General features: G+C 62.8%; 17 protein-coding genes. 6 read left to right on the top strand and 11 right to left on the bottom strand.

Annotated elements, in window-relative coordinates:
- Positions 1-6: 6 nt before the first annotated feature.
- Positions 7-672 (bottom strand): tetratricopeptide repeat protein, encoded by a 666-nt coding sequence (locus NKJ23_RS23805; protein WP_352682785.1) that lies wholly within the window; start codon positions 670-672, stop codon positions 7-9.
- Between the two features lie 204 nt (positions 673-876).
- On the opposite strand from NKJ23_RS23805, the gene NKJ23_RS23800 reads away from it, so the two are divergent.
- Positions 877-1,869 carry a polysaccharide deacetylase family protein gene (locus NKJ23_RS23800; protein WP_352682814.1) on the top strand — a complete coding sequence of 331 codons (993 nt, stop codon included), beginning with the start codon at positions 877-879 and terminating at the stop codon, positions 1,867-1,869.
- A gap of 27 nt (positions 1,870-1,896) precedes the next feature.
- Here NKJ23_RS23800 and sbmA read toward each other — a convergent pair whose 3' ends face one another.
- The 3 genes from sbmA to NKJ23_RS23785 form a co-directional block, all read right to left on the bottom strand.
- On the bottom strand, positions 1,897-3,174 hold the full coding sequence (sbmA, locus tag NKJ23_RS23795) for a peptide antibiotic transporter SbmA (protein ID WP_352449943.1): 1,278 nt from the start codon (positions 3,172-3,174) through the stop codon (positions 1,897-1,899).
- Between the two features lie 114 nt (positions 3,175-3,288).
- On the bottom strand, positions 3,289-4,443 hold the full coding sequence (locus tag NKJ23_RS23790) for a YbfB/YjiJ family MFS transporter (protein ID WP_352682783.1): 1,155 nt from the start codon (positions 4,441-4,443) through the stop codon (positions 3,289-3,291).
- Between the two features lie 112 nt (positions 4,444-4,555).
- Positions 4,556-4,762, bottom strand: coding sequence for a hypothetical protein (locus NKJ23_RS23785; RefSeq protein ID WP_023674059.1), 207 nt, complete (start codon positions 4,760-4,762; stop codon positions 4,556-4,558).
- Positions 4,763-4,859: 97 nt separating this feature from the next.
- Here NKJ23_RS23785 and NKJ23_RS23780 point away from each other — a divergent pair, with 97 nt between their 5' ends.
- From NKJ23_RS23780 to NKJ23_RS23770, 3 genes are all read left to right on the top strand, one after another.
- Complete coding sequence (locus NKJ23_RS23780; protein WP_352569433.1) at positions 4,860-5,774, top strand: LysR substrate-binding domain-containing protein; 915 nt, start codon at positions 4,860-4,862, stop codon at positions 5,772-5,774.
- An 80-nt stretch (positions 5,775-5,854) separates the two neighbouring features.
- Positions 5,855-7,111: an aminopeptidase gene (locus NKJ23_RS23775; RefSeq protein ID WP_352682781.1), complete on the top strand. Its 1,257-nt coding sequence runs from the start codon at positions 5,855-5,857 to the stop codon at positions 7,109-7,111.
- Positions 7,112-7,168: 57 nt separating this feature from the next.
- On the top strand, positions 7,169-7,525 hold the full coding sequence (locus NKJ23_RS23770) for a DUF488 domain-containing protein (RefSeq protein ID WP_352569431.1): 357 nt from the start codon (positions 7,169-7,171) through the stop codon (positions 7,523-7,525).
- Positions 7,526-7,716: 191 nt separating this feature from the next.
- Here the strand turns inward: NKJ23_RS23770 and NKJ23_RS23765 are convergent, their stop codons facing one another.
- Positions 7,717-8,070 carry an ArsC family reductase gene (locus tag NKJ23_RS23765; protein ID WP_352569430.1) on the bottom strand — a complete coding sequence of 118 codons (354 nt, stop codon included), beginning with the start codon at positions 8,068-8,070 and terminating at the stop codon, positions 7,717-7,719.
- 169 nt (positions 8,071-8,239) lie between these two features.
- On the opposite strand from NKJ23_RS23765, the gene NKJ23_RS23760 reads away from it, so the two are divergent.
- Positions 8,240-8,590 (top strand): ArsR/SmtB family transcription factor, encoded by a 351-nt coding sequence (locus tag NKJ23_RS23760; protein ID WP_352569429.1) that lies wholly within the window; start codon positions 8,240-8,242, stop codon positions 8,588-8,590.
- On the top strand, positions 8,587-9,072 hold the full coding sequence (locus NKJ23_RS23755; protein ID WP_502896663.1) for an SRPBCC family protein: 486 nt from the start codon (positions 8,587-8,589) through the stop codon (positions 9,070-9,072). The genes NKJ23_RS23760 and NKJ23_RS23755 overlap by 4 nt, the downstream gene beginning before the upstream one ends.
- A 128-nt stretch (positions 9,073-9,200) precedes the next feature.
- Here the strand turns inward: NKJ23_RS23755 and NKJ23_RS23750 are convergent, their stop codons facing one another.
- From NKJ23_RS23750 to NKJ23_RS23725, 6 genes are all read right to left on the bottom strand, one after another.
- Positions 9,201-10,628 carry an aldehyde dehydrogenase family protein gene (locus tag NKJ23_RS23750; RefSeq protein WP_352682779.1) on the bottom strand — a complete coding sequence of 476 codons (1,428 nt, stop codon included), beginning with the start codon at positions 10,626-10,628 and terminating at the stop codon, positions 9,201-9,203.
- Positions 10,629-10,662: 34 nt separating this feature from the next.
- Positions 10,663-11,748 carry an ABC transporter ATP-binding protein gene (locus tag NKJ23_RS23745; protein WP_352569426.1) on the bottom strand — a complete coding sequence of 362 codons (1,086 nt, stop codon included), beginning with the start codon at positions 11,746-11,748 and terminating at the stop codon, positions 10,663-10,665.
- The gene (locus NKJ23_RS23740) at positions 11,738-12,346 is read right to left on the bottom strand and encodes a cupin domain-containing protein (protein ID WP_352682777.1); all 609 of its coding nucleotides are present in this window, start codon (positions 12,344-12,346) and stop codon (positions 11,738-11,740) included. Before NKJ23_RS23740 ends, NKJ23_RS23745 begins: the two co-directional genes overlap by 11 nt.
- A 205-nt stretch (positions 12,347-12,551) precedes the next feature.
- Positions 12,552-13,622 (bottom strand): ABC transporter substrate-binding protein, encoded by a 1,071-nt coding sequence (locus NKJ23_RS23735; RefSeq protein ID WP_352682776.1) that lies wholly within the window; start codon positions 13,620-13,622, stop codon positions 12,552-12,554.
- Positions 13,607-14,485: an ABC transporter permease gene (locus NKJ23_RS23730; protein ID WP_352682774.1), complete on the bottom strand. Its 879-nt coding sequence runs from the start codon at positions 14,483-14,485 to the stop codon at positions 13,607-13,609. Before NKJ23_RS23730 ends, NKJ23_RS23735 begins: the two co-directional genes overlap by 16 nt.
- Positions 14,482-15,369: an ABC transporter permease gene (locus NKJ23_RS23725; protein ID WP_352682772.1), complete on the bottom strand. Its 888-nt coding sequence runs from the start codon at positions 15,367-15,369 to the stop codon at positions 14,482-14,484. The genes NKJ23_RS23730 and NKJ23_RS23725 overlap by 4 nt, the downstream gene beginning before the upstream one ends.
- Positions 15,370-15,407 lie beyond the last annotated feature (38 nt).

Raw genomic sequence — 15,407 nt, 5'->3', positions numbered from 1 at the left:
GGACTATCACGACACGCCGCCCGAGCCGCGGATCAGCTCGGACATCAAAGTTGCCCGCTCGCGCGTGTTGCGCGGGGCGCCATCATCCGCGGCGATCTGGTCGAACAGCTTCAATGCATCCGCCGCCTTGCCTTCCTTCCAGGCGGCAAGGCCAAGCGCCTCGCGCGCCGTATGGCGCAGCGTGTTGGTGTCGGCGGTGAGCGCCTCGACGCGGCTGGAGACATCGGCGAAAGAGCCGTGGTCGACCAGAAGCAGCGCTGCCCTGAGACGAGCCATGTCGCGAATGCCGGAGGGGATCTTGGTGTCGGCGGCGACCTCGTCGAAATCCTTGACGGCGGCGTCGACGTCACCCTTGTCCGCCTTGACGGTTGCCGCGCGCATGCGGGCGAGCAGCGGATAGGCGCCGTAGCCGTCCTTCTCCAACGCCTCCAGAGCGGCAAGCGCCTCGTCGTTCTTCCCGTCATTGGCAAGCTTGAGCGCCTGCGAAAAAGCATCGCCCGAGCGGTTGGCGCGAGTTTCGTCCCAATAGCGGTAGCCGACGACAGCGGCAGTGCCGAGCACCACCAGCACGGCCAGCACGAGCAAGGCGGGACCGAAACGATCCCACAGCGCATGCGCCTGTTCGCGACGAATCTCTTCGTTGACTTCGCGGATAAAACTGTCGTCCGACATGGATCAAAACCATTCATGCCCCGGCCGGGGCGGTTGATGAGCCCGCGTTTTAGCGAAATTTTGCCGGCATGGAAGGGGTTCGGCAGGAAAATCGCCTATTCACGAGGCAGTCGCGGCCAACGGCGGCCGTACAGGTCGATCCTACCCGTGCCATATTTCACCGGTAGGCGTCGCTTCTACATTCCTTGATCCGGTCAGATGCCTTTGCCCCGTTTGTCCCGCGTTGTTGCGTTTTCCATTGCCGTGTTTGCTACCGGCGCGGCTTTTGCCGACCCGCCGGCGCCGCCGGCAAAACCGAAGCAGATCGTCATCATCTCATTCGACAGCGCCCGCGACATTTCGCAGTGGCAGCGCAGCCGGGCGCTGGCCGCACGCACAGGTGCGCATTTCACCTATTTCGTCTCCTGCGTGTTCCTGTTGTCGCCCGAGACACGCAAGGAATACACCGCGCCCGGCAAGACAGAAGGCAAATCGAATATCGGCTTCGCCGCTTCCAAACAGGAAGTCGCCGAGCGGCTCGAGCAGATCAACCTTGCGGCGTTGGAAGGCCACGACATCGGCAGCCATGGCTGTGGGCACTTCGACGGCAAGGACTGGAGCAAGGCCGACTGGCTGAGCGAGTTCGGCTCGTTCAAGCACATTCTCCAAAACGCCTATTCGATCAACGGCATTGCTCCTGAACCGAAGGACTGGCGCGATTTCGCCCGCAAATCGGTGGTCGGGTTTCGCGCGCCCTACCTGTCGGCAAACAAGGCGCTCTACGAGGCGCTGCCCGCGGCCGGTTTCCTGCTCGACGCAAGCGGCGTCTCGCGTGGGCCGGTCGAGCCGCCGACCGTCAACGGCATCACGCGCTTTTCGCTGCCGCAGATCCCGGAAGGGCCGAGCTCAAGGCGCGTGATCGCCATGGATTACAATCTCTATGTCAGACATTCCGGCGGCTTCGAGCGGCCGAGCATGGCAGAAGAGTTCGCTGACCGGACCTATAACGCGTTCCGCGCCGCCTTCGATGCGCAATACCAGGGCAAGCGCATTCCGCTTGAGCTCGGCTTCCACTTCACGCTGATGAATGACGGCGCCTACTGGAACGCGCTGGAACGCTTTGCCGGCGAGGTCTGCGTCCAGGCGGACGTCGAGTGCATCAGTTTTCGCGATTATCTTTCGCGGCGCGGAGAAAGGCAGGCGGCGGTGGGCGGCTGAGCCGCAAGCGCCCGCCGCCCGCCAGTCTTAGCTTGCCGGCTGGTCCTCAGGACGCAGCCCGGCTTGTTCCCGTTCTAGATAGTGCTGATCGATCACCGGCAGCGGCTCGCCCTTGATCGTGGCTTCGAACGCTCGCAGCCGCTTGTGGACTGACAAGAGCTCAACGATCGTTGACCAGGAATTAACAAGATATTGGAACGAGCTGGTCACTTGGCTGAACGCGGAATTGACCTGGTTGACGAGACCCAACGTCAAGGTTCCGGCGACCAACGAAGGAGTCATCAAAAAAAGAGGGAATATGGTATTTAGTTGCAAGTAGAGATAGCGGACCACATTGAAATAGACGTAGTGGAAATAGAGCCGGAAGTAGTTCTGGCGCACATTTCCGAACAATTCGGAAACGGTCGGCGGCTGCGCTCGGGACTGATCGTCCTCACCATAAACAAGTTCCTTGCGGTAAGCGGCTTCGACGCGCTGGTTGCGAAACTGCAAGCCGGGCAGCTTTATGCCGGCGGTGGCAATGCATACCGTCCCAAACATCGCCCAGAAGATCGCAGCCAAAACCAACGGCTGCGGCACCTGACCGATGAAAGGCAATGCCGTAATGTGCTTTGAGTAGGCAAGCAAAATCGGCATGAAGGCGATCAAAGTCATTATCGAATCAATAAAGCTGGTCCCAAGATCTTCCATGATCTTTGAAAAGCGCATCGTGTCTTCCTGCACGCGCTGGGAAGCTCCCTCGATGCTCCGCACCCTAGGCCAATAGGACATGTAGTAGTCGTTCATCGCTGTCCGCCAGCGAAACACCCAATGGCTTACAAAGAAATTTGTCAGAACGTAAACAGTAACAGCCACCAGAGCGATGCCGAGGAAAGTTATTAACTGCGCATAAACATCATACTCTGTGGCCTTCACACTTTTGCTCACAATGCCCTGGATCAGATCCCAGAACGGCCCGTACCAGGCATTGATCGCTACACTCACCTGAACCTGAAAATAGGTCGTGAACAAGATCAGCGAGCTGCCAAGGATCGACCAGCGGTCCCACGGGTGCGGGGAATACCAATGCCAGAAGGCGTAAAAGAGCAGCACACCAAGTGTAAAATAGATGTAGAACCAAAGGAACGGAGGCGACCAGAAAACGGAAACGCCAATGATCGGCGCCGCGTCCGCTGCAGGGAGGGGAAATCCGACCAAAGCGCCTAGCTGGTCGCCGCCGAGAAACCACACGGCCACCATGACCGCACTCCAGACGGCGGCCGAGGTGAAAAAGAGCTTCGGCTGCGGAAAAAACGATACGAACACTGTGGCGAAATCCTCGGTCGATGCGCAAATCAGCGGGTTCAGCGGGCATAAAGTCACACATTAGCGGGAAAGAAAATGCCCGTGCCCAACGCCCGGCGCCGAGCAAGACCATAATCATGGCGATTTTGGCGCAGCCGACCAGGCGATCGCGCCGGAAGCGAGCAGGACGGCGGCGGCCACGATCGAGGCAAGGAAAAAGTTACCCGAGGCCTGCGCAAGCAGCCCGGCGACGATCGGGCCGATGATCTGGCCAAGGCCAAAGGCGGCCGTCATTACCGCCAGCATCCGGCGTGGTGCTTGCGGAGCAAGCTGCCTGCCGGCCTGCAGGCCAAGCGCGGTGATGGCTATGAAGGTGCCGCCGACAAGAAGGCCGCCGAGCAGCGGCCCGGTGCGCCCGCCCATGGCGACGCTGGCGCTGACGCCGATCACTTCGACGAGGCATCCCAGGGCATAGGTGGCATAGAGCCCGATCCTGGCCGTAAGCTTCTGCCACAGCCAGACCGATGGGAAACCGGCAAGGCCGGTGACCATCCAGACCACAGCCTCGAAGACGCGGCCGCCGCCGCCCTCCCGGACGATCGCGACCAGGAACGTTGCCGTGACGATGTAGCCGAAGCCGAACAGGCCGTAGGCGACAATGATCTTCACCAATGACGAGTTTTTTGGCAGCGCCGGCTCGCGGCCGGCAACGCTGTTCGCGGTCGAGGTGCCGCCAGCCAGCAAGGCGACGACGGCAAAGCCGCAGGCCGAAATCACCGCTGACAACAGCCAGCCCGCCGCCCAGCCGGCATGTTCGGCGACGAGGAGCGCCAACAGCGCCGAGGACGCCGCGATGCCGAGGCCGACACCGCCGAAATACAGCGCCTGCAGGTCGTTTCTACCGGCCGCGGCGAGGTGGCCGAAAACGATGCTGGTCATGAAGACCAGCACGAAGGCACTGGCGAGGCCGGCAAGAAAGCGGATGAGGAGAAAGCCGGGCATGGTACCGGTCAGGCCCATCAGCCCGGCGAGTATCGCGGTGGCGGCAAGACCGGCCAGCATCAGCTGGCGCTCGCGGCCTTGCGCCCAGCCGCCGGTGGCGGCAAGCGCGCCGACGAGGTAGCCGAGATAATTGGCCGATGCGATCCAGCCGGCATCAGCCGGCGACAGGCCGAGCTCTTCCATCATGCCGGGCAGGATCGGCGTATAGACGAAGCGGCCGATGCCCATGGCGACGGCCAGGGCAATCATGCCGGCGATTGCGAGGCGCAAGGGCGAAGCGATGTTCATCGCGGTGCACCATAGGTGCGCCTGCCGGCGAGACAATCCGCCTTTGTTGGGCCAGAAGGGTTGCGCAGCCGCGTCGGCGGCCGGCTCACCTGAAGTGCCAGCAAATCCTTGTTCAGCCGCAGCAGGTCCTTGGCGCCGTCTCGAAGCGGGTACGACACGCGGTCAGCCTGAATGGCATGTCGGCGAGTTCGCGCTCCGACATGGTGTCGAGCACCGGATGCGACAGCGGATCGGTCACCCAGCTGGTGGCCTGGCTGTCATCCCGGTGCGGCTGCGCCCCGATCGGGGAAAAGGCGCCAAGCCATGACAAAATCTTCATCGGATTTGCCTCCTCACTCTGAGTAGCCCACTTAGAATCCGCCGTTCCTTAGCGTCTGGCAATTGAGATTTCAGCCGCTCCAGTTTAGAAAAACTGTATGGCTACTCTGAACCGCGTCCATCTCAACGGCTTGCGCGCCGTGGAAACTGTTGCCCGCCTGGGCTCGCTCGCGGCGGCGGCCGGCGAGCTCAACGTCTCGGTCAGCGCCGTCAGCCAGCAGATCAACCGAACAGAAAAGCAGCTCGGCCGGGCGCTATTCGAACGAACGCCAGCTGGCCTGGTGGCGACGGAATTCGGCACCGTCTTTACCGCGCGGCTCAGCGCAGGCTTCCGCGAACTCGCACAGGCGGTGGCGCTTGCCGATGAAAGCTCGGAGTGCACGCTGGTGGTTTCGGTGGCGCCGGCTTTCGCCTCGAAATGGCTGCTGCCGCGGCTGTCGCGGCATTTCGCCCGGCATCCGAACGTGCTTCTGCGCATCGATGCCTCGGTGCGGCTTGCCGATCTCGATCGTTCGGACATCGACGTCGCCATTCGGCTCGGCGACGGCAAATGGCCGGGCGGGCGGGCCGAATTGCTGCTGGCGCAGGAGGTGTTTCCGGTCTGTGCACCGGTGATCGCCAGCAAGCTGAAATCGATCGAGGACCTTGCTTTGACCTGTGCGATCACGGACGAAAGATCGATGATCAGTTGGGAGAGCTGGTTCGAAGCGGCCGGAGTGGAGCCTGTCACCTTCATGAAGGGCGCGCGCTTCACCGATCCGATGCTGTGCCTGGAATCGGCGATTGCCGGCCACGGCGTCATGCTCGGCTGGCAGTTGCTGGCCGCCGACGCGCTGGCCGACGGCCGTCTCGTTGCGCCGTTCGGCATACGCGCCCAGAGCGGGCTCGGCTATTGGCTGGTGACCTCGGCCATCAAGAGCGAAAGCCGTAAGGTCAGGGATTTCAAGACCTGGATCCGCGAAGAGATCGAGGCGACGATGGCGCAGTTCAGGTCGCTCGAGAGCACGCGCTAAACCTGCCGGCACATCACAGTGGAAAGGTCGGCAGCGCCGGTCTATGTAAGAAACAGTCCCCAATCACGGCAGGCAGGATCATGACCACACATTCGCGCGGCGTTTCCGCAAGCATCGACCCGGTGAAGCTCGACAGGCTGGCGGAGGTCGCCGTCAAGGTCGGGCTGCAATTGCAGCCGGGGCAGGATCTGGTGCTGACCTCGTCTATTGCCGCGCTGCCTTTGACGCGGCGGATCGTCGAGCACGCCTACAAGGCAGGCGCGGGCCTGGTGACGCCGATCTTCAACGACGATGAGATCACTCTCGCGCGCTTCCGCTACGGCGCCGACGCCGGCTTCGACCGCGCCGCCGGCTGGCTCTATGAAGGCATGACAAAAGCCTTCGCCAACAATGCGGCGAGGCTTGCCGTGCGCGGCGAGGATCCGTCGCTGCTTTCGGCGCAGGACCCGGCAAAGGTGGCGCGTGCCAACAAGGCGAATTCGATGGCTTACCAGCCGGCGCTGGAGAAGATCACCGGCTTCGACATCAACTGGAACATCGTCGCTTATCCCGATGAGGCCTGGGCCAAGCAGGTATTTCCGGACGATGCCGAAGACGTCGCCGTGGCCAAGCTCGCCGACGCTATCTTTGCCGCCTCGCGCGTGGATGTCGAAGACCCGATCGGCAACTGGACGGCGCACAATGCGGCGTTGAAGAGCCGCACCGAATGGCTGAACGGCCACAATTTCCACGCACTGCATTTCACCGGCCCCGGCACCGACCTGACCGTCGGGCTGGCCGACGGCCACGAGTGGATGGGCGGCGCCTCGACCGCCAAGAACGGCATCACCTGCAACCCCAACATCCCGACCGAAGAGGTTTTCACCACGCCGCATGCAAGGCGCGTCGAAGGCCATGTCACCAGCACCAAGCCGCTGTCCTATCAGGGTACCCTGATCGACGGCATTGCGGTGCGTTTCGAGGCGGGCCGCATTGTCGAGGCCAAGGCCACGAAGGGCGAGGATGTGCTGCAAAAGGTGCTCGATACCGACGAAGGCTCGCGCCGTCTCGGCGAGGTGGCGCTGGTGCCGCATTCCTCGCCGATCGCCAAGAGCGGGCTGCTGTTTTTCAACACGCTGTTCGACGAGAACGCCGCCTGCCACATCGCGCTCGGCCAGTGCTATTCGAAGTGCTTCGTCGACGGCGCCTCGCTCAGCCAGGACGAGATCGCGGCGCGCGGCGGCAACAAGAGTTTCATCCACATCGACTGGATGATCGGCTCGGACAAGATCGACACAGACGGTGTCCATAAGGACGGCAGCCGCGTGCCGGTGATGCGCAAGGGCGAGTGGGTTTAGGCCCGGGATCTCTAAACGAAGGCCAGCAAGCAGCGGCGCCTGCTGGCCCATGCGGAGTTGGCAATGGAGCTCGCGGTCAAGCGCATCTATGAGCCGCCGGCGCCCGATGACGGGCAGCGGGTGCTCGTCGACCGCATATGGCCTCGCGGCGTCCGCAAAGAGGACGCGGCGCTGACGCTCTGGCTAAAGGACATCGCGCCAAGCAATGGGTTGCGCAAATGGTTCGGCCATGAGCCGGCGCGCTGGGCGGAGTTCCAGCGGCGATACCGCGATGAGCTCGACCGGAACGGCGAGGCGGTGGCGGAACTACGTGCCTTGCTCCGTGAAGGCAAGGTGACGCTGCTCTACGGCGCCCATGACGAGGCGCACAACAATGCGGTGGCACTGGCGAGCTATTTACGTGGGATCAATTAGCCACGCCGGCGGGACAGCGCCCCCCTCTGGCCTGCCGGCCATCTCCCCCTCAAGGGGGGAGATTGGCAGCTTCGCCGAAAGCGCCCTTCTTTGGAGACTAGCAAAAGCCGAAGTGACATCCAATCTCCCCACCAGAGGGGGAGATGTCCGGCAGGACAGAGGGGGGCGCGACGGATCGCGGCGGGTCGGTTCTACTTCCCACTCACCGCCTGCTGATAAACATCGGGCTTGAACCCGACGAGAACCCTGTCGCCAAGTTCCAGCACCGGACGCTTGATCATCGTCGGTTTGGCCAGCATCAGCGCCTTGGCCTTCTTCTCGTCCAGGCCCAGTCTGTCCTCGTCCGACAGTTCACGGAACGTTGTGCTCGCCTTGTTGAGCAGAATTTCCCAGCCGACCTTGCCTGACCAGCCGTTCAGCCGATCCGCGTCAAGGCCGTCTGCCCTGTAGTCGTGAAAGCGATAGGCAACATCGTGGCTCGCCAGCCAGGAACGCGCCTTCTTGACCGTATCGCAATTGGTGATGCCGTACATGGTGATCGTCAAAACGCGTCCTCGGACCAGTCGAATCTGACGGCACCCTAAAACCGCGCCTCTCACTTTTCCAGCGGCCTCGCCGGCCGTCTGCGATTTTCGCGCTTGCCAATAGTAAGGAATCTTCCTAACTATTTCCCGAGCTAATTTTCTCACGAAATAGCCGAGGCAAGGAAACGACATGACGGGCCTGCAGACCGAAAGCCCCCCGCCCATTGACGGCATTTTCCGGGCGCTCGCCGATCCGACCCGGCGACGCGTGGTCGAGCGACTGAACCGAAGCCCCGCCTCGGTCAGCGAGCTTGCCCGGCCGTTCGAGATGGCCCTGCCATCCTTCATCGAGCACCTCAGGGTTCTGGAAGGCTGCGGGCTGGTGCATTCGGAAAAGGCCGGCCGCGTCAGGACCTACCGGCTCGCGCCGGAGCCGTTGAAGCTCGCGGAAAACTGGTTGGCCGAGCAGCGTGCGCTGTGGGAGCGCCGTCTCGACCAGTTCGACGACTACGTGCTGAAACTCAAGGAGACAGACAGATGAATATGGTCCCGTTGTTCCAACCCGATCCGAAGCTCGACCTCGTGCTCCAACGGACGATCGAGGCGCCGCGAGAACTGCTGTGGATGGCCCTGACGAGACCCGAGCATGTCAGCCAATGGTTCACGCCGAAGCCGTGGATCATCACCGATTGCGAGATCGACCTGCGGCCCGGCGGCCTGTTCCGCACCCGCATGCAGTCGCCCGACGGCAAGGAGGTCAACGATAGGCGTTGCTGCTACCTCGAGATCGTCCAGGACGAGCGGCTGGTGTGGACCGATGCGCTGCTGCCCGGCTACCGGCCGTCAGGCGACCCATTCATCACAGCCGTCATAGCGCTGCAATCGCATGGCGAGACGACGCGCTACACCGCCACCGCCATCCACCGCGACGAAGCCACGCGCAACAGCCACGAGGAGATGGGCTTCTACGACGGCTGGGGCACGGTGGCGGATCAGTTGGCCGGCTATCTCAAGACGATCTGAGGCGACCCTGCTTCGCACTCACATTGCGGCCACGCAATCGTTGTGGCCGTTCAGCCGAACGCCGGTGCCGAAGGCACCAACGCTCGGAACAAATTTCGATGGTTGGCGCAATGCCAGATGTCGAAGGCTCAGGCGCCGTAGCCGATGATGCCCTTGATCTCGAGGAAGTCGTGGATCGCCCAGTCGGCGTATTCGCGGCCGTTGCCGGACTGCTTGTAGCCGCCGAAGGGCGCGAACGTATCCCATTCCGGATAGTTGATCGACACCTGCCCGGCGCGCAGCCGGCTGGCAATCTTGCGGGCGTGGTCGATATCCCCGGACTGCACATAGGCAGCCAGGCCATAGACGGTGTCGTTGGCGATCTTCACCGCATCATCATCGTCATCGTAGGAGATGACCGACAGGACCGGCCCGAAAATCTCCTCCTTCTCGATGGTCATGCCAGGCCTGACGTGGCCGAAAACGGTCGGTCGCACATAGTAGCCACGGTTGAGGTGCTCCGGCCGGCCGGGGCCGCCGGTGACCAGCGTCGCACCCTCGGCGATACCGGCCTCGATCAACCGCTGGATCTTGTCGAACTGGATGTTGCTGACCACCGGCCCGAGCTTGGTCTCCTCCGAGCGCGGGTCGCCGACCTTGTGCCGTTCGGCGGCCTTCCTGGCGATCGTCAGCGCCTCGTCGTGACGGGCGGCCGGCACCAGCATGCGGGTCGGCGCATCGCAGGACTGGCCGCTATTGCCGAAGCAGGCGTTGACACCCTTGCGCACCGCCGTCTCGAAGTCAGCGTCGGGCAACACGATGTTGGCCGATTTGCCGCCCAGCTCCAGCGCCACGCGCTTGACGGTCTCGGCCGCCGTCTTGGCGACGATGATGCCGGCCCGGGTCGACCCGGTGAACGAGACCATGTCGACGTCGGGATGGCCAGCCATGACCTGGCCGACATCCGGACCGGTGCCATTCACCATATTGTAGACGCCCTTCGGCGTGCCGGCGGCGTCCATCACCTCGGAAAAGATGATGCCGCTGATCGGCGCGATTTCGGAAGGCTTTAAAACGACGGTGCAGCCGGCGGCGATGGCCGGCGCCACCTTGCAGACTATCTGGTTGAGCGGCCAGTTCCACGGTGTAATCAGCGCGCAGACGCCGATCGGCTCCTTGACCACCATGGTGGTGCCGCGCTTCTCGCTGAACTCGTAATCCTCCAGCGCCTTGATAGTGGCTTCCATGTGCGCCCTGCCCGCCCAGGCCTGCGCCTCGCGCGCCCACCTGATCGGCGCACCCATTTCCTGGCTGACCGCCTGGGCGATGTCCTCGTAGCGCTCATTGTAGACTTCGAGGATACGCTTCAGCAGCTTCAGGCGCTCGGCCTTGGTCGTTTGCGAAAAGGCCGGGAATGCCGCCTTGGCTGCAGCCACGGCCTTGTCGACATCGGCTTTCGAGCCGACCGAGATTTTGGTGTAGGCCTCTTCAGTGGACGGATCGATCACATCCAGCGTTGCCGGAACCACGGGGCCGACCCATTTGCCGCCGATGAAAAAATTGAGATGATTGCTCATGGGCCGTGCTCCGGTTTTCTGGAAATGAGTGAGACTAGCTAGGCAGCATAGGGCAGTTGGCACCACGGCGCAGGCTGATATGCGCCACGTCGCCGACGCTGAATTGAAAACCCTCTGTCCGGCGCGGCGCGTCGATCACCACCTGTGTCCCCTGCCCCAACTCTGCATGAAGGCGCAAGGTGCGGCCGTGAAAGACGATGCTGTTCACCCGCACCGGTGCAGTACCGGCCGCCGCCTCGGTCGTGGCCAAAAGGTCCTCCGGACGCACGCCAATGGTGCGCACCGTGCCCTCGCCAGGCAGCTCGCCTTTATCCGAAATCGCTTCCAGCGGCAGAGCGCCGGCGATGAACCGCAAGCGCTCGCCGTCACGGCCGACAAAGCGCGACTGCAGAAGGTTCATGGTGCCGATGAAGCTGGCGACGAATTTGGTGGCGGGTCGATCGTAAAGGGTCGCCGGCGGCGCAATCTGCTCTATGCGGCCCTTGTTCATGACGACAATGCGGTCTGAGATCGACAGCGCCTCGGTCTGGTCGTGCGTGACCATGACGAAAGTGGTGCCAAGCCGCGACTGCAGTCGCTTCAGTTCGACCTGCATCTGCTCGCGCAGATGCGCGTCGAGCGCCGACAGCGGCTCGTCGAGCAGCAGCACACGCGGCTCGCAGACGATCGCGCGGGCAAGCGCGACGCGCTGGCGCTGGCCACCCGACAATTCCGACACGCGGGCGCCGAGCTTTTCAGCAAGGCCGACCATGTCGAGCGCTGCGCCGACGCGCTTTGCCTGTTCGGCACCGGAGAGCTTGCGCAGCGACAGGCCGAAGCAGACATTTTCGGCAACGTTCATGTGTGGGAACAGCGCGTAGTCCTGGAACACGGTATTGACGGGACGGCCGAAGGGCCTGAGCGCCGTGATGTCGCGGCCTTCGAGCAGGACCCTGCCGTTCGACGGGCTCTCGAAGCCGGCGATGACACGCAGGCTGGTGGTCTTGCCGCAGCCGGACGGTCCGAGCAAGGTCAGGAACTCGCCGCGGGCAATGTCAAGATCGACGGCGTCGAGCCCGATGATGCCGCCGGGGAAAATCTTGGAGACCTTGTCCAGCCGGACGAGCGGATCAGGCGCCATCGCGAACCTCGGACGATTTGGTGGTGTTGACCCACAGGATCTGGCAGCGCTCGCTGCCCGGATTGCGGAAGGCATGCAGCAACGTGCTCTTGAAGGCGAAGCTGTCGCCGGCCTTCAGCCCGTATCTGGTCGAATCGACCACCAGCTCGACCTCGCCGGACAGGACGAAGCCGAATTCATGGCCGGCATGGGCGTAAGCTTCGGCGGTGCCGCCACCGGCCTCAACGGTCACCAGCATGCCGGTTAGCGTGGCGGCCGGCGGCGACAGCAGTGCCTTGGCGATGCCTTCCGATTTTACCGGGATCTGCCGCCGGCTGTTGGCGCGCACGCAATAGAGGTCGTTGCCGACATCATTGCCGTCGGCGATCAGCGCCGACGGCTCGATGTCGAGTGCGGCGGCGAGCGGCCAAATCACGCGGACCCGCAATGACGACATGCCGCGCTCGATCTGGCTTAGCGCACCTATCGAGACACCGGCTTTGGCGGCAAGTTCGGCCAGCGAGAGATTGCGCTCCAGCCTGAGCGCCCGCACGCGCCGGCCGACCCTGACGTCGGCGTCGTCCTTCGGCTTCTCAGCCGCTTCGTCCAGCATGTCCATTCGTTCGTCCTTGTTACAGTAATTTTGGCCGGCGCCGCGCGGTCTTCCCTTCTCCCCCTTGTGGGAGAAGGTGGCCGAGCGAAGCTCGGTCGGATGAGGGGTGTTCCAGAAAACACCAACGCCTCATTCCTTCCAACACCCCTCAACCGTCTTGGCGCTGCGCGCCAATCCACCTTCTCCCACAAGGGGAGAAGGAAGAGCGAGCTCAGCCGCCTGCCTTGACCTTCTCGAACATCTTGGCGAGTTCGTCATTCTGTTTCATCGGCCCGGTGAAGATCGTGGTCTTCAGCATCACCTCGGGATCGGAAGGCAGCTGCAGTTTCTCCAACTCCTCCTTCGGCACGGCGGCGAAAGCCGAGCTGGTCGAGCTGCCATAGCCGTAGGCCTGGATCAGATACTTTCCGGAATCCGTTTCCAGCCGGCTGTTGATGAAGTCATAAGCAAGATCGACGTTCTTGGCGTCCTTGAGCATGACGAAACCGCAAGCCCAGGTCAGCATGCCTTCCTTCGGCTTCATGAACTCTACAGGCACGCCCTGCTTCTTCAGCGAGGTGGCCGAGGCGTTCCAGGTCATGGCCGCGACCAGCTGGCCGCTCGCCAGCGCCTGTTCGACCGAGGTCATGTCGGTGGTGTAGTTCGAGAGCAGCGGGCGCTGCTCGCGCAGTTTTTCCGCCACCTTGTCCATCTGTTCCGGTGTCATGTCGAATGGATTGACGCCGGCCAGAAGGGCCGCCACCACCGGTGTGTCGTGGACGGCATCGATGGTCGCCATGCGCCCGGCATATTGCTTGTCCCAGAGCAGGTTCCAGCTGGCTTCGGGGTTCTTCACCAGATCGGTGCGGTAGAGGATCGAGGTATTGCCCCAGTCCCACGGCACCATCCAGACCTTGCCGTCGCCGGCCTGCAGGTCGGGCAGGTTCTTGAAGACCGGGAAGATCGAATCCCAGTTCTTGATGCGCTTGGTGTCGATCGGCTGCAGCAGGCCTTCCTTGTTCCAGCGCGCCACCTTGTCATAGCAAGGGTGCGCGACATCGGGGCGGAAGCCGGCCTTGACCTTGGTGAAGGCGTCATCGTCGTCCCCAAACATCGAGGCTTCGACGCCATCAGGGTGCGCGGCGAGGAAGCTCTTGTTGAAGTCGGGCAGCTCGTAACCCGACCAGGTGAAATATTGCAGCTTGTCGCCGGCAAAGGCGACAGTCGATGCAAGCGCCAGCGCGAAGGCGGCCAATCCGGTTTTCGCTGTCTGTGTCGTTATCGATTTCAAGTCGAATGCCATTGCAGTTCTCCTCTTTCGGTTTCTTCTGGTTTTGACAGGCTGGCGGGCGCTGACCGCTGAGCGGCGGCAAGCCCGCGATGGCGCAGGATTTCGGCGAGTGCGGCGATGACGAACGACACGGCCAGGATCGCCGTGCCGAGCGCCATGACGGTCGGCAGCGATTTCGGGAAGCGCAGCTGGCTCCAGATATAAAGCGGCAGCGTCGGCTCGGTGCCGGCAAGGAAGAAGGCGACGATGAACTCGTCGAACGAGGTCAGGAAGGCCAGCATGAACGCCGAAATAATGGCGGGCAGGCTGAGCGGCAGCATCACCCGTCTGAAGGTCGTCCAGTCCGAGGCGCCGAGGTCGAGCGCTGCCTCGCGGATGGTCTTCGGAATGGCGGCGAAGCGGCTGCGCATGACCACCACCGTCGTCGGCAGCGCCACCAATACATGGCCGAGCACAATGGCAATGCGCGACGGCCCGAAACCGGCGAGATTGACCAGGATCAACAGCGAGATGCCGACGATGACGCCGGGGATCAGGATCGGCAGCCGCGCAATGGCACTGATCGTGGCGGCCAGCGGCGAGCGGCCGTAAAGGTCCATATAGGACACGGTGATGCCGCAGAGTGTTGCGCCGGTGGCGGCAATGGCGCCGATGACGAGGCTGGTGGCAAGCGCACCGGACAGCGCCGAATTGCCGTAAAGTGTGCCGTACCACTCCAGCGTGAAGCCTTGCAGCGGAAATGCCGCCTGGATTGAATTGTTGAATGAAAACAGCGGGATCAGTAGTATCGGCAGATACAGGAACACCAGATAGGCAAGGACGTAGGCTCCGAGCCAGCCGCCGCCTTGCTTTGCGTCCAGGCGCGCCGTGTTCATGTGCGGCTGCCGTATCGGCGGTCGGCGAAGCGCACCACCAGCACCACGGCGAGAATGACCAGCATGACGGCGACGGCGAGTGCGGCGCCGAACGGCCAGTCATTGGCCTTGCCGAACTCGGCCTGGATCAGTGTGCCGATCATTGTACTGGCAGGGCCGCCGACCAGCGCCGGCGTCACATAATCGCCGACGGTCGGCACGAAGACGACGAGAGCAGCCGCCAGCACGCCCGGCATCGAATTGGGCAGCACGATGCGGCGGAAGCTGGTGAATGGTTTTGCGCCGAGATCGGAAGCGGCCTCGAGCAGCGATTTCGGGATGGTGTCCAGCGCCACATAGATGGGCAGGATAGCGAACGGCCCATAAGCGTGGGCGAGCGTGACGACGACCGCTGCCGGCGTATTCAAGAACGCCAATGTCGGCTCCGACCAGATGCCGCTTTCGATCAGCGCCGAGTTCAGCACGCCATTATAGGCAAGCACGATCTTCCAGGCGAAGACGCGCAGCAGATAGCTGGTCCAGAACGGCAGGGTCAGCAGGAACAGCAGCAGCCCGCGCCGCCGCCCGGCATGGAAAGCCAGATAGTAGGCAACGGGATAGGCGGTGACGACGGTTGCCAGCGTCACCAGGCCGGCGATGCCCAGCGAGCGCAGCGTCACCGTCCAGTACAGCGGATCGGTGGCCACAGTGACGAAATTCGCAAGGGTGAAACCAGCCCCCAGCAGCGAGCCGTCATTGCCGCGAAAGGCGAGAAAGAACACCAGGCCGAGGGCGAAAAGGATCAGCAAGAAGGTGACCAACCCGCCGGGCAGCAGCATGGCGAAGCGAAAACCCGGCGAGGACCGGGTTTCCGGCAGCGGCTGCGTTGCGGCGATGGTCGACATCGGCTGTCCATCGAAATTTGAAATCGATTAAGCTTTTT

Origin of the sequence: Mesorhizobium sp. M0184 (assembly GCF_040322215.1) — a bacterium.
Taxonomy (GTDB): Bacteria; Pseudomonadota; Alphaproteobacteria; order Rhizobiales; family Rhizobiaceae; genus Mesorhizobium.
The sequence above is the reverse complement of the archived record's forward strand: the minus strand, read 5'-3'. Positions and strand labels throughout refer to the sequence as shown.